This window comes from Streptomyces sp. NPDC091376 (genome assembly GCF_044757085.1).
Lineage (GTDB): Bacteria > Actinomycetota > Actinomycetes > Streptomycetales > Streptomycetaceae > Streptomyces > Streptomyces pratisoli.
Map to the genome: position 1 here is coordinate 63,069 of NZ_JBIVUF010000001.1, position 14,034 is coordinate 77,102.

The 14,034-nt window shown below is 71.5% G+C and carries 10 protein-coding genes; 9 read left to right on the forward strand and 1 reads right to left on the reverse strand.

What is annotated here, in order from left to right; all coding sequences use genetic code 11:
- The first annotated feature begins 251 nt into the window (after nucleotides 1–251).
- From leuS to holA, 8 genes are all read left to right on the forward strand, one after another.
- On the forward strand, nucleotides 252–3,143 hold the full coding sequence (gene leuS / locus ACIQMR_RS00245; RefSeq protein ID WP_401381071.1) for a leucine--tRNA ligase: 2,892 nt from the start codon (nucleotides 252–254) through the stop codon (nucleotides 3,141–3,143).
- 135 nt (nucleotides 3,144–3,278) lie between these two features.
- Complete coding sequence (locus ACIQMR_RS00250; RefSeq protein WP_401381073.1) at nucleotides 3,279–4,049, forward strand: hypothetical protein; 771 nt, start codon at nucleotides 3,279–3,281, stop codon at nucleotides 4,047–4,049.
- A gap of 290 nt (nucleotides 4,050–4,339) precedes the next feature.
- Nucleotides 4,340–5,185 (forward strand): DegV family protein, encoded by an 846-nt coding sequence (locus ACIQMR_RS00255; RefSeq protein WP_401381075.1) that lies wholly within the window; start codon nucleotides 4,340–4,342, stop codon nucleotides 5,183–5,185.
- Nucleotides 5,186–5,644: 459 nt separating this feature from the next.
- The gene (locus ACIQMR_RS00260; RefSeq protein ID WP_401381078.1) at nucleotides 5,645–6,379 is read left to right on the forward strand and encodes a helix-hairpin-helix domain-containing protein; all 735 of its coding nucleotides are present in this window, start codon (nucleotides 5,645–5,647) and stop codon (nucleotides 6,377–6,379) included.
- Nucleotides 6,376–8,892: a ComEC/Rec2 family competence protein gene (locus ACIQMR_RS00265; RefSeq protein WP_401381080.1), complete on the forward strand. Its 2,517-nt coding sequence runs from the start codon at nucleotides 6,376–6,378 to the stop codon at nucleotides 8,890–8,892. Before ACIQMR_RS00260 ends, ACIQMR_RS00265 begins: the two co-directional genes overlap by 4 nt.
- 367 nt (nucleotides 8,893–9,259) lie before the next feature.
- On the forward strand, nucleotides 9,260–10,096 hold the full coding sequence (locus ACIQMR_RS00270) for an arylamine N-acetyltransferase (RefSeq protein ID WP_401381083.1): 837 nt from the start codon (nucleotides 9,260–9,262) through the stop codon (nucleotides 10,094–10,096).
- Nucleotides 10,089–10,334, forward strand: coding sequence for a hypothetical protein (locus tag ACIQMR_RS00275; RefSeq protein ID WP_401381086.1), 246 nt, complete (start codon nucleotides 10,089–10,091; stop codon nucleotides 10,332–10,334). Before ACIQMR_RS00270 ends, ACIQMR_RS00275 begins: the two co-directional genes overlap by 8 nt.
- Nucleotides 10,335–10,388: 54 nt before the next feature.
- Nucleotides 10,389–11,375: a DNA polymerase III subunit delta gene (holA, locus tag ACIQMR_RS00280; protein ID WP_266374276.1), complete on the forward strand. Its 987-nt coding sequence runs from the start codon at nucleotides 10,389–10,391 to the stop codon at nucleotides 11,373–11,375.
- Between the two features lie 191 nt (nucleotides 11,376–11,566).
- On the opposite strand, the gene rpsT is transcribed toward holA, so the two are convergent.
- The gene (gene rpsT / locus ACIQMR_RS00285) at nucleotides 11,567–11,833 is read right to left on the reverse strand and encodes a 30S ribosomal protein S20 (RefSeq protein ID WP_266374277.1); all 267 of its coding nucleotides are present in this window, start codon (nucleotides 11,831–11,833) and stop codon (nucleotides 11,567–11,569) included.
- A gap of 205 nt (nucleotides 11,834–12,038) precedes the next feature.
- Between rpsT and lepA the strand changes: the two genes are divergently transcribed.
- Nucleotides 12,039–13,910, forward strand: coding sequence for a translation elongation factor 4 (lepA, locus tag ACIQMR_RS00290; RefSeq protein ID WP_401381089.1), 1,872 nt, complete (start codon nucleotides 12,039–12,041; stop codon nucleotides 13,908–13,910).
- The last annotated feature ends 124 nt before the right edge of the window (nucleotides 13,911–14,034 follow it).

Sequence of the window (14,034 nt, forward strand, 5' to 3'; positions counted from 1 at the left end):
CTTCCGGGTGGCACGGGCGCCGTACGGAGTGCCCGCCGGACGGATCCTCGATGCGGTCGCGAGGGGCCCTGCGGTACCCTGGCGTCATGCGTGCCGTACGCCTTCTGCTTAGCGAGCCGCGCTGATCAGTCCCGACCGGTGATCACAAGGTTGATCACACGCTCGGAATCGGCGCGGCGTCCCCTCCTGTGCGAGGGGATTTTTCGTTTCGGTATTCGCAGGCAGAGACGATCGATGGAGCTTTAAGGATCATGAGCGAGACGAATTCCTCCCCCGTGGCCTTCGGCGCGGGTGGGGCCCCCTCCGCCGAGGTGGCTGCACAGCACCGCTACACGGCGGCCATGGCCGCCGACATCGAGGCACGCTGGCAGGACTTCTGGGACCTCGACGGTACGTACGAGGCGCCCAACCCGAGCGGTGATCTGGCCGGGGACGAGGCCGTCGTCGCCCGCCCCAAGAAGTTCATCATGGACATGTTCCCGTACCCGTCCGGTGCGGGCCTGCACGTCGGTCACCCGCTGGGCTACATCGCGACCGATGTCTACGCCCGCCACCAGCGCATGACCGGCCACAACGTGCTGCACACCCTGGGCTTCGACGCCTTCGGCCTGCCCGCCGAGCAGTACGCGGTCCAGACGGGTACGCATCCGCGCGTCTCCACCGAGGCCAACATCGAGAACATGAAGGTCCAGCTGCGACGGCTGGGCCTGGGCCACGACAGGCGCCGGTCGTTCGCGACGATCGACCCGGACTACTACAAGTGGACCCAGTGGATCTTCCTGCAGATCTTCAACTCCTGGTACGACGAGGAGGCGAAGAAGGCCCGTCCGGTCGCGGACCTGGTGGCGCAGTTCGAGAGCGGGCAGCGCGCGACGCCGTCCGGGCGCCCCTGGGGTGAGCTGAGCGCCGTCGAGCGCGCCGATGTGCTGGGCGGCTACCGCCTGGCGTACGCGTCGGACGCCCCCGTCAACTGGTGCCCCGGACTGGGCACCGTCCTGGCCAACGAGGAAGTCACCGCCGACGGCCGCTCCGAGCGCGGCAACTTCCCGGTCTTCAAGGCGAATCTGCGCCAGTGGAACATGCGCATCACCGCCTACGCCGACCGGCTGCTGGACGATCTGGACGCGCTGGACTGGCCGGAGGCCATCAAGCTGCAGCAGCGCAACTGGATCGGCCGCAGCGAGGGCGCGCGCGTCGACTTCTCCGTGGACGGTCGCGACGGCGCGCGGATCACGGTCTTCACCACCCGCCCCGACACCCTGTTCGGCGCGACCTACATGGTCCTGGCGCCCGAACACGATCTGATCGACGCGATCCTGCCGGCCGAGTGGCCGCAGGAGGCTCAGGGCAAGGACGCCTGGACCGGCGGCGCGGCCACCCCGGCCGAGGCCGTCGCCGAGTACCGCAAGCAGGCGCAGACGAAGAGCGACGTCGAGCGGCAGACCGAGCACAAGGACAAGACCGGTGTCTTCACCGGCGCCTACGCCCTGAACCCGGTCACCGGCGCGCGCATCCCGGTGTTCGTCGCCGACTACGTCCTGATGGGCTACGGCACCGGCGCCATCATGGCCGTGCCAGGCCAGGACGAGCGCGACTGGGAGTTCGCCGAGGCCTTCGGCCTGCCCATCATCCGTACCGTGCAGCCGCCCGAGGGCTGGGAGGGCGAGGCGTTCACCGGTCAGGGGCCGGCGATCAACTCGTCGAACGACGAGGTCTCCCTGGACGGCCTGGACGTGACCGAGGCCAAGGCCCGCATCACCGAGTGGCTGGTCGCCAAGGGCATCGGCGAGGCGACCATCAACTTCCGGCTGCGCGACTGGCTGTTCAGCCGGCAGCGCTACTGGGGCGAGCCCTTCCCCATCGTCTACGACGAGGACGGCGTGGCCCACGCCCTGCCGGAGTCGACGCTGCCGCTGGAGCTGCCGGAGGTCGACGACTACTCGCCGCGCACCTTCGACCCGGACGACGCCGACACCCAGCCCGAGACCCCGCTGTCGCGCAACGAAGAGTGGGTCGACGTCGAACTGGACCTGGGCGACGGCGTCAAGCGCTACCGGCGCGAGACCAACACCATGCCGAACTGGGCCGGTTCGTGCTGGTACGAGCTGCGCTACCTGGACCCGCACAACGCCGACAAGCTGGTCGACCCCGAGATCGAGCAGTACTGGATGGGCCCGCGCGAAGGGCAGCCGCACGGCGGCGTCGACCTGTACGTGGGCGGCGCCGAGCACGCCGTGCTGCACCTGCTGTACGCCCGCTTCTGGTCCAAGGTGCTGTTCGACCTGGGCCACGTCTCCTCCGTGGAGCCGTTCCACAAGCTGTACAACCAGGGCATGATCCAGGCGTACGTCTACCGGGACGGCCGCGGCTTCCCGGTGCCGGCCACCGAGGCGGAGGAGCGGGACGGGAAGTTCTTCTTCGAGGGCGAGCCGGTCAAGCGCGAGCTGGGCAAGATGGGCAAGTCCCTGAAGAACGCGGTCACTCCGGACGAGATCGCCGCCGAGTACGGTGCGGACACCCTGCGTCTGTACGAGATGGCGATGGGCCCCCTGGACGTCTCCCGGCCCTGGGACACACGCGCCGTCGTCGGCCAGTACCGGCTGCTGCAGCGACTGTGGCGCAATGTCGTCGACGAGGCGACCGGCGAGGTCACCGTCGTGGACGAGGAGCCGGACGAGACGACGCTGCGTGCCCTGCACAAGGCCATCGACGGCGTCGGCCAGGACATGGCGGCGATGCGGTTCAACACCGCCATCGCCAAGATCACCGAGCTGAACAACCACCTGACCAAGACGGGCGGCCCGGTGGCCCGCTCCGTGGCGGAGCGCCTGGTGCTGCTGATCGCGCCGCTGGCGCCGCACATCGCCGAGGAGCTGTGGCGCAGCCTGGGCCACCCGGACTCCGTGGTGCACCAGGACTTCCCGGTCGCCGACCCGGCGTACGTCGTGGACGAGACCGTGACCTGCGTCGTGCAGATCAAGGGCAAGGTCAAGGCGCGCCTGGAGGTCTCCCCGTCGATCACGGACGCGGAACTGGAGGCGCTGGCCGTCGGTGACGCGGCGGTCGTCGCGGCGCTGGGCGGCGCGGACATCCGCAAGGTGATCGTGCGCGCCCCGAAGCTGGTGAACATCGTTCCCGCGTAGCCGTTGGAGCGCTGGGGCCGGGCCCTGACCCTGGTTCTTCCCCTACGGGCAGGTTGGGGGTTCCGATGGAACCCTCGGCCTGCCCGCTCCGTTTACGGTGGGAGGACACACTGCACATGACTCGGAGGGCGCCACATGGAAGCCGTCATCCTCATCCTGGCGCTGCTCTTCGTCGCCTTCGTGGCACTCGGGGTGTACGTGAGCGTCAAGGTGATCGGTGCGGCCAAGCGCGGAGTGGACCGCACGATCACCCAGGCGCGGCGCACCGTCGAGGACACGACGCTGCGGGCGAAGAGCCTCGGGCAGGTCGGTGTGTCCGGCGAGCTGGCCCAGCTGAGGCTCCATCTGCGTACGTCGATGAGGGCCACGCAGGACGCGCTGGCCGCGGGCGTGGCCGAGGACGCGTCGCTGAAGGAGTCGATCGGCCTCTTCGAGCGACTGAGCGCGCACGGACGGGAGCTCGACGAGGAGCTGAGGCGACTGGAGCGCGAGCCGGACCGGAGCAAGGTCGAGGAGCGGCTCCCACAGCTGCGTGAGCGGGTCGAGCGGATCACCCGTTCCGCCGAGTCGCTGCGCTGGGCTGCCCGGGACCGGGCGCGGTCGTTCGCGGAGGACGACCTCGAGGCGCTGAGCACGCAGATCGACGTGGAGGCGGGAGCCCTGCGCGACTGGGCGCGGGCGGAGCCGCTGTGGCCGGAGCCGGCCGCGGAGCCTTCGCAGGCCGCGCAGACCGCGCAGGATGCGCAGGGTCTGCGGGAGGCGGAAGACTCGCCGGAGGCGCACGACACGGGGGAGGCGCAGCCCGGGGACGGTGCGCAGGGCCCGCAGGCGATCACGGCGCGTGATCCGCGTCGGCCGATGACGTACTCGTGGGAGAAGACGGCCCGTCCGGAGACGACCAACTGACGTCGTGCGGCCCGTTTCGTGGCGGACGGTTCCCGGTGGGACGGGTCCGCGGCGAGGTCGTTTCGGCCAACCGGAATGCGTGCCGGCATCCGGCGTGGGGTGCGGGCGTGCACGGAATCCCGCTCGGCACCGGGCGTGGGTCCGGCTTTCGCGCCGGTCGCCGCACTACGCCCCGTCCTGGGTGACGGACCGCGAACCCGTCCCGGACGGAGGCGATCCGCGGACCGGAACCGATCAGTGGGGCGGGGTCGGGCTGCCGCGCGGGGGCCCCTGCGGGTAACCTCCCGCTCATGTCCCGCCATGTCGCGATCGTCACCGATACCACGGCCTACCTGCCGCCGCAGACGATGGAGTTGCATGGCATCACAGCGGTGCCATTGACCGTGGTGCTCGGTGATCAGGCCCTTGAGGACGGCACCGAGATCTCGGCACGCTCGCTCGCCGTGGCGCTGCAGAAGCGCCGCCCCGTGACGACGTCCCGGCCGAGCCCCGAGACGTTCGCGGCCGCCTATCGGGCGACGGCGGAGGCCGGAGCGACCGGAATCGTCTCCCTGCATCTCTCCTCGGAGTTCTCCGGGACCTATGACGCGGCGGTGCTGGCGGCCCGCGAGGCACCCGTTCCGGTGCGTGTGGTGGACACCGGCATGGTCGCGATGGCACTCGGATTCTGCGCGCTGGCGGCGGCCGAGGCGGTGGACGCCGGCGGCAGCCTCGACGAGGCGGTGGCAGCGGCCGAGAAACGGGCCGCGGGTACGTCCGCCTACTTCTACGTCGACACTCTCGACTATCTCCGCCGTGGCGGCCGTATCGGCGCCGCCCAGGCCCTGCTCGGCTCTGCGCTCGCGGTGAAGCCGCTGCTCCAGCTGGACGGCGGCCGCATCGAGCTCAAGGAGAAGGTGCGCACGGCTTCGAAGGCGATCGCCCGGCTGGAGGAGATCGTCGCGGAGCGGGCGGGTACGGGACGGGTGGACATCGCGGTGCACCATCTCGCGGCGCCGGAGCGGGCCGCGGCACTGGCGGAACGGCTGCGGGAGCGCGTGCCCAATCTCGCGGAACTGCATGTGAGCGAGGTGGGCGCGGTGATCGGCGCGCACACCGGACCGGGGCTGCTGGGGGCTGTGGTCTCACCGAAGTAGGGGGGCTGCCGGGCACTCCCGACACTCGTGAGGGTGGCGGAGTTTTCCACAACGGGCCGGCTGTCCACCGGAATTGAGGCGGTTCAGCGGGATCGGGCGGATGTGCCTACCGTCGGGTGCATGACTCTCCGATCACGCTCTGTGACCAGTGGTCCGGGCCGTGCGCCCGGCTCGGACGGCCGTGTCCGTGACCGCCGTCGGCGGTTGCGGACAGGGGTCCGTCCGGTATCCGCTTCATCATCCGCCCCGGCGCCCGCCTCACGGTCTTCCTCCGCGCCGGACCCACCGCCGTCGGCCTTGCGCCGACGGGCGGACGCGCTGTTCCAGCCCTCGCGCGCGGTGGCCACGGCGACAGGTTCGCGAGTGGTAGCTCCGCGGGCGGCGCCGAGGGGAGCGGCCCCCGATCCGCCCCCCGATCCGCCCCCCGATCCGGCCGCTGATCTGGCCGTTGATCCAGCCGTGCGGGACCGGTCGCCGCTCGAACCGCCCCTTCCCGTGCTGTCACTGCGGGAGCGTTGGCGGCTCGCCCTCTGGGAGCGCGTGCCGTCATGGGGCCGACTGCGATGGGGGCTGGAGCCGAGGACGCTGGCCGCGCTCGTGGTCGTGCTCGTCGTGGCCGCGGGATTCGGCGTGCAGCACTTCTGGAGCGGGCGGCCGGAGCCGGTGCGGGCGCCGCAACTGGTCCGAGACGGCCGCCCCATGCCGATCGCACAGGAGCCGAAGCCCTCAGCCGGGCCTCCACCCGCGCCACCCGCGGGGCGCATCGTCGTCGATGTGAGCGGCAAGGTCCGGCGGCCGGGCGTGCTCCGGCTGCCCGCGGGGTCGCGTGTCGGCGACGCGTTGCGCGCGGCGGGCGGTGTGCGGGCCGGGACGGACATCACGGGCCTCAACCGGGCGCGGGTGCTCATGGACGGAGAGCAGGTGGTCGTGGGTGTCGTGCCGCCGCCGGGCCTTCCCGCTCCAGGGGCGGTGGGTCCCGTAGGCGCCGGCTCGGCGGGCGGGGCTCCGGTGAGCCTCAACTCCGCGACGGTGGAGCAACTCGACACGCTGCCGGGAGTCGGCCCCGTGCTCGCCCAGCACATCGTCGACTACCGCACCGAGCACGGCGGTTTCCGCTCCGTGGACGAACTCCGCGAGGTGAACGGGATCGGCGACCGCCGGTTCGCGGACCTCCAGCCTTTGGTACGGCCATGACGCGCCCGGTAGTTCACACCGGGTCCGCACACCGGCTCGGCGCGGCCGATCCCCACCAGGAAGGCCCGCCCGACCTCCGCCTGGTGCTGCCCGCGTTGGCGGCCTGGGGCGCGGCGGCCCTCGCCCTGTCCGCACCACCGCCCTGGGCGGGCGTGGCCGTACTGGCCTGCCTCGCCGCGGCCGTCCTGCTTCTGGTGCCCCTGCTGGTGCGGGCGGTACGGCTGGGCTCATGGCGCGGCGCCGGAAACCGGATCGCCGCTGCCGCAGTGCTGCTGTGCGCCGCCGCGGGGGCGGGGGCGGGCGGACTGCGTGGCGCGGATCTGTACCGGGGGCCGGTGCCCGAGACGGCACGCCAATACGGGCGGCTGACCGCGGAGTTGACCGTCACCTCCGATCCGCGCAGGACCAGGCCGCAGGTATGGGGTGATCGGCTGACACGGACGGCGGTCGTGCTGGAGGCGGAAGTCGTCCGGGTGACAACGACGGACGGGCAGACGGTGGCGACCCGGGCGCCGGTCCTGGTGATCGTCCGGCCCGGTGCCGCGGCAGGGCAGTGGATGCGGCTGCTGCCCTCGACCCGGCTCACGCTGGCCGCTCGGTCGGAGCCGCCGCTGGAGGGGGAGAGCCGGTTCGCCGCCGTACTGAAGGCAAGAGGCAGTGGGCCGCCGCGGATCACCGGGCCGCCGACCGCGGTGCAGCGCACAGCCGGGGAACTGCGCGCGGGACTGAGACGCGCCACCGACGGGCTGGCGCCGGACGCCCGCGCACTGCTGCCCGGGCTGGTCGTCGGCGACACCTCCCGCATCGGGCCCGAGTTGCACGACGCCTTCCGCGCGACCGACCTCACCCATCTCCTGGCGGTCTCCGGCAGCAATCTCACCATCGTCCTGTTCCTGCTCATCGGCCCGCCCGGTACCGCGCTCCGGGCGGAGCGGGGCGGGCTGGCACCGCGGTTGGGCATCTCGCTGCGCGCGACGGCACTGCTCGGAGGCGCGCTCACCCTCGCCTTCGTCGTGGTGTGCCGGCCGGACCCGAGTGTGCTGCGGGCCGCGGCTTGCGGGCTGATCACGCTGCTGGCCATCGGCACCGGGCGCCGCAGGTCGCTCCTTCCCGCGCTGGCGGCGGCGGTGCTGCTGCTCGTGCTGTGGGATCCCCGGCTGGCCCGCACCTACGGCTTCCTGCTTTCCGTGCTGGCCACGGCCGCTCTGCTCACCCTCGCCCCGAGGTGGAGCGCCGCGTTGCGGCGGCGCGGGATGCCGGGACGACTCGCGGAGGCAGTGGCCGCGGCCGCCGCGGCGCAGGCGGTGTGTGCTCCTGTCGTGGTGGTGTTCGCCGCACAGGTCAGCCTCGTGGCGGTCCCGTGCAATCTCCTCGCCGAGCCGGCGGTCGCCGCGGCCACGGTGCTGGGGTTCGCCGCGCTCGCGATGGCGCCGGTGGCGATGCCGGCCGCGGAGGTGCTGGCTCGGTGCGCCGGGCTGCCCGCAGGGTGGATCGCCGCGGTCGCCCGTACCGGGGCCGGGCTGCCCGGCGCCCAGGTCGAGTGGCCGGGCGGCCGGCGGGGCGCGCTGCTGCTGGCCGTGATCACCGTCGTGGGCGTGCTCGTCGCCCGCAGGTTGGTGCGAAATCCCTGGCCGGCGGCCGGGTGTGCCCTGCTGCTCGTCCTCGCGGTGCTGCGGCCGCCGCAGGTCACGCGATTCGTGACCGGATGGCCGCCACCGGGCTGGTCGTTCGCCATGTGCGACGTCGGCCAGGGTGATGCGACGGTGCTCGCGGCGGGCGACGGCAGTGCCGTGGTGGTCGACGCCGGGCCCGACCCGGGGCTCACCGACCGGTGTCTGCGTGAGCTGGGTGTCACGAGCGTGCCGCTCCTGGTGCTGACGCACTTCCACGCCGACCATGTCGCAGGGCTGCCCGGCGCGATACGGGGCAGATCGGTCGGCGCCGTCCAGACGACGACCTTGGAAGAGCCGCGCGACCAGGCCGAGTTCGTGTACCGGACGGCCGCGGCCGCGGGAGTCCCCGTGATCCGTGCGGGGCAGGGGGAGCGGCGTCGTGCGGGACGGCTCACCTGGCAGGTGCTGTGGCCCGACCCGGGTCCGGGGCGCTCCCCCGGCACGGCATCGGAGGAACCGAACGACGCGAGCGTCACCCTGCTCGTCCGCACGGCGGAATGCATGTCGCTGCTGCTTCTCGGAGATCTGGAACCTCCCGCGCAGCAGGGGCTGATACGGGCCCATCCCGCGCTGCCGCCGGTGGACGTCCTCAAGGTGGCCCACCATGGCTCGGCCTACCAGCATCCCGCTCTGCTGGCCGGAGTCCGGCCGAGGCTGGCGCTCATCTCCGCGGGCCGGGACAACCCGTACGGCCATCCGGCGCCCCGGACCATCGCCGCGCTGCGATCCCAGGGGGCGCTGGTGCTGCGTACGGACCGGGACGGGGCGATCGCCGTGACCGGCGCCGGTGCGGAGCTCCGTGCCGTGGCGAGCGGGCCCCGGAGCCCCCGGGCGCCATGAGGCGCCGCGGTCCGGCGGCGTCGCGCCGCAGTCCGGCGTCGGCGCCGCAGGCGGGCGCTGGGTGCCGCGGGCCGCCGGTGGGGGCAGTGGTCGGCGGTGTCGCGCCGTCGTCCGGCGGTGGTGCCGCGGTCCGGCGGTGGTGCGCCGCAGGCCGGCGGTGGGGGCCGTGGTCGGCGGTGGTGCGCCGCAGGCCGGCGTCGGTGCCGCAGTCCGGCGCTGGGTGTCGTGGGTCGGCGGTGGTCCGCCGCAGCGGCGGTGGGGGCCGTGGGCCGCCGTGGGCGCGGGAGGGGGCCGAGGTGCCTCGGTCCACCGGTCCAGGACCAATGGAGCATGGCGCCGTCCTCCGCTTCCGGCCCAGACTGCCTTCATGGACGCCGCATCGCAGACTCTTCCGCCGGAGACCGTCGACGCCTACCTCAGCCGCATCGGGGCCACCCGGCCCCGGCTGCCGGACTCGGCGGCCCTGCGCGAGTTGCAGCTGCGGCATCTGCACTCCGTACCGTTCGAGAACCTCTCGGTCCATCTGGGTGAGAACCTGGTCCTTCAGGACGAGCTCCTCGTCGACAAGATCGTCGAAGCCGGCCGGGGCGGTTTCTGCTACGAACTCAACGGCGCGTTCGCGGCCCTGCTGAGGAGCCTCGGCTTCGGGGTCACCCTGTTCCAGGCACGGATCTTCACCACGGACGGGGGACTCGGCATTCCGTACGACCACATGACCCTGCGGGTGGAGACCGCCGACGCCACCGGCCCCTGGCTGGCGGATGTCGGATTCGGTGATCACACCCATCACCCCCTCCTCCTGGAGGAGCGGGGCGAGCAGAGCGATCCCGCCGGCACGTTCCGGATCGCCGTGGCGCCGGACGGGGACCTCGATGTGCTGCGGGACGGGAAGCCGCAGTTCCGGATGGACACGCGTCCGCGTGAGCTGGCGGACTTCGAGGCCGGAGCCTGGTACCACCGCACCTCGCCCGCCTCGCACTTCACCCGGTCACTGGTCTGCTCGCGGCTCACCGACGACGGCAGGATCACCCTGTCCGGCCGCAAGCTCGTCACGACGGCGCACGGCGAGAAGGAGGAGCGGCGGCTCGGGGACGACGCGGAGGTCCTGGCCGCGTACCGGGAGCACTTCGGGCTGGAACTGGACCGGGTGCCGGAGGTCGGGCAGCCGGGCGTCCGCCAGGCGGCACAATATGGCGGTGAGTGAGACGAGACATGTGCTGGTGCTGCCCGACCGCGACGCCGCCGAGGAGGTCATCGAGGCCATCGGCGACCATTTCGGCGTGGCCGAGGAGCCCCAGCTGGTACGTGATGCCCTGGCCGGGGAGGACGACGCCGAGGACGCGCAGTGGCTGGTCGTCGTCGAGGACCCGCAGAGCCGGCTGAGCGCGGTCGAGCTGGACGAGTTCGTGGCCGACTGGGACGGTTGGCGCGAGGAACTGTAGCGAAAGCGCCTGAGCAGCCGGCGGTGTCAGTGCCCCGTGCGATGCTGGACCGCGATGGCCACCAGGAAGAACACGAACGAAGACCCCCTCGCTCCCCTCACGCTCGCCGTGGGCCAGGAGGATCTGCTGCTGGACCGTGCCGTGCAGCAGGTGGTGGCGGCCGCGCGGGCCGCCGACGCCGACACGGACGTACGGGATCTCACCCCCGACCAGCTCCAGCCCGGCACGCTCGCCGAGCTGACGAGCCCCTCGCTCTTCGCGGAGCGCAAGGTCGTCGTCGTGCGGAACGCGCAGGATCTGTCCGCCGACACGATCAAGGACGTCAAGTCCTACCTCGACGCGCCGGTCGAGGAGATCACGCTGGTCCTCCTGCACGCCGGCGGTGCGAAGGGGAAGGGCCTGCTGGACGCGGCCCGCAAGGCCGGCGCGCGTGAGGTGGCCTGCCCGAAGACGACGAAGCCCGCGGAGCGGCTGACCTTCGTCCGGTCGGAGTTCCGGGCGCTGGGGCGCTCGGCCACGCCCGAGGCGTGCCAGGCGCTCGTCGACTCCATCGGCAGCGATCTGAGGGAACTGGCGAGCGCGGTGTCGCAGCTCGTCGCGGATGTCGAGGGCACGATCGACGAGGCTGTCGTCGGCCGCTACTACACCGGACGTGCGGAGGCCTCCAGCTTCACCGTCGCCGACCGCGCGGTGGAGGGGCGCGCCGCCGAGGCACTGGAGGCGCTGCGCTGGTCCCTCTCCACGGGCGTCGCCCCGGTGCTGATCACCAGCGCGCTGGCGCAGGGCGTGCGGGCGATCGGCAAACTCTCCTCGGCCCGCGGCGGGCGCCCGGCCGACCTCGCGCGTGAGCTGGGCATGCCGCCCTGGAAGATCGACCGTGTCCGCCAGCAGATGAGGGGCTGGACACCGGACGGCGTGGCTCTCGCCCTTCGCGCCGTCGCGGAGGCGGACGCGGGCGTCAAGGGCGGCGGCGACGATCCGGAGTACGCGCTGGAGAAAGCGGTCGTCACGGTGGCCCGGGCGGCCCGCCTGCGCCGCTGACGGCGACCGCGCCGAAAGCGCACGACGAAGGCCCCGGCCGTCACCCTGGGGAAGGGTGGTGGCCGGGGCCTTCGTCTACATCTGGTGCGCCGCACCCGCGTGGCGAACGCAGGCCGCGTGCGGCGCGGAGGTGCCGGTCAGGAGCGGATGAGAGGGCCCGCTGGATCCGTCCCGGCGATCAAATCGAGGGCTCAGCCCTGCAGGGAGGCAACCTTGGAGGCGATCGCCGACTTCTTGTTGGCGGCAGCGTTCTTGTGGATGACACCCTTCGAGACAGCCTTGTCGAGCTTGCGGGACGCCTCGCGAGCGGCCACGGTGGCCTTCTCGACGTCACCCGCGGCGGCAGCCTCACGGGCCTTGCGGATCGCGGTCTTGAGCGAGGACTTGACGGCCTTGTTGCGCAGGCGCGCCTTCTCGTTCGTCTTGTTCCGCTTGATCTGGGACTTGATGTTCGCCACGAAAGAGCCTTTTCAGGTTCGATGATCTATCAGAGACGTGTCCCGTAGCTGAGAGGGCACACGAGACACAGCCGCCTAGATTACCAGCCGCACTCCTACCGGCCCAAACCGAGCGCAGCCCGGCGGCCATGGGACCATGGAGGCTGCGTATCGATCCGACATCGACCCGAGACGAGCGCTCGGCGCTCAAGAATCAGGACCCTGCGTGCCCGCGACCCCCAGCCATGTGCCCGAGCCGAGCCGTACCGACCCGGCGCTGATCCGCAACTTCTGCATCATCGCGCACATCGACCACGGCAAGTCGACCCTTGCCGACCGGATGCTCCAGCTGACCGGTGTGGTCGATCAGCGGCAGATGCGCGCTCAGTACCTCGACCGTATGGACATCGAGCGTGAACGTGGCATCACGATCAAGTCCCAGGCGGTGCGGCTGCCCTGGTCGCCCACCACGGGCGAGGGTGAGGGCAAGACCCACATCCTCAACATGATCGACACCCCGGGCCACGTCGACTTCACGTACGAGGTGTCCCGGTCGCTCGCCGCCTGCGAGGGCACGGTCCTGCTGGTGGACGCCGCCCAGGGCATCGAGGCGCAGACCCTGGCCAACCTCTACCTGGCGATGGAGAACGAGCTCACCATCGTCCCGGTCCTCAACAAGATCGACCTGCCCGCCGCGCAGCCCGAGAAGTTCTCCGAGGAGCTCGCGAACCTCATCGGCTGCGACCCGTCGGACGTGCTGAAGGTCTCGGCCAAGACCGGCCTCGGCGTCGAGGCCCTGCTCGACCGGGTCGTCCAGGACGTGCCGGCCCCGGTCGGCGTCAAGGACGCCCCCGCCCGCGCGATGATCTTCGACTCCGTCTACGACTCGTACCGCGGCGTCGTCACGTACGTGCGAGTCATCGACGGCCAGCTCAACAAGCGCGAGCGCATCCGGATGATGTCCACCGGCGCCACGCACGAGCTCCTGGAGATCGGTACCAACTCCCCGGAGATGCTCCCGGCGGACGGCCTCGGCGTCGGCGAGGTGGGCTACCTCATCACCGGTGTGAAGGACGTCCGCCAGTCCAAGGTCGGTGACACCATCACGACCCTGCACAAGGGCGCCACCGAGGCCCTCGGCGGCTACAAGGACCCCAAGCCGATGGTGTTCTCCGGCCTGTATCCGCTGGACGGCTCGGACTACCCCGAGCTGCGTGACGCCCTCGACAAGCTGCAGCTCAACGACGCGGCGCTGGTCTACGAGCCGGAGACGAGCGCCGCCCTCGGCTTCGGCTTCCGTGTCGGCTTCCTCGGCCTGCTCCACCTCGACGTGATCCGTGAGCGCCTGGAGCGCGAGTTCGGCCTCGACCTCATCGCGACCGCGCCCAACGTGGTCTACCGGGTGGTCATGGAGGACGGCAGCGAGCACACCGTCACCAACCCGAGCGAGTTCCCCGAGGGCAAGATCGACGAGGTCTTCGAGCCGGTCGTCCGGGCGACGATCCTCGCGCCGAGCGAGTTCATCGGCTCGATCATGGAACTCTGCCAGAACCGTCGCGGTGTGCTGCTCGGCATGGACTACCTCTCCGAGGACCGGGTCGAGATCCGCTACACCCTCCCCCTCGCCGAGATCGTCTTCGACTTCTTCGACCAGCTGAAGTCCAAGACCCGCGGTTACGCCTCCCTGGACTACGAGCCCACCGGCGAGCAGGGTGCCCAGCTGGTGAAGGTCGACATCCTGCTGCACGGCGACAAGGTCGACGCCTTCTCCGCCGTCACGCACAAGGACGCGGCGTACGCGTACGGCGTACGGCTCGTCGCCAAGCTGCGGGAGCTCATCCCGCGGCAGGCCTTCGAGGTGCCGATCCAGGCCGCCATCGGGTCCCGGGTCATCGCCCGCGAGACCATCCGCGCCATCCGCAAGGACGTCCTCGCCAAGTGCTACGGCGGTGACATCTCCCGTAAGCGGAAGCTTCTGGAGAAGCAGAAGGAAGGCAAGAAGCGGATGAAGATGGTCGGCTCGGTGGAAGTGCCGCAGGAGGCCTTCATCGCCGTGCTCTCCAGTGACGACTCCGGCGGAGGCAAGGCGAAGAAGTAACGCGAACGCACCAGACACACCCGTTCGCCTGCTTTGTTGCACAGGCCCACGCGCCCCCGGCGCGTGGGCCTGTTCGTTATCAAGCGGCAGCCCGCAGCCTCTTACGTGGGGGAGCCTGGAGCTC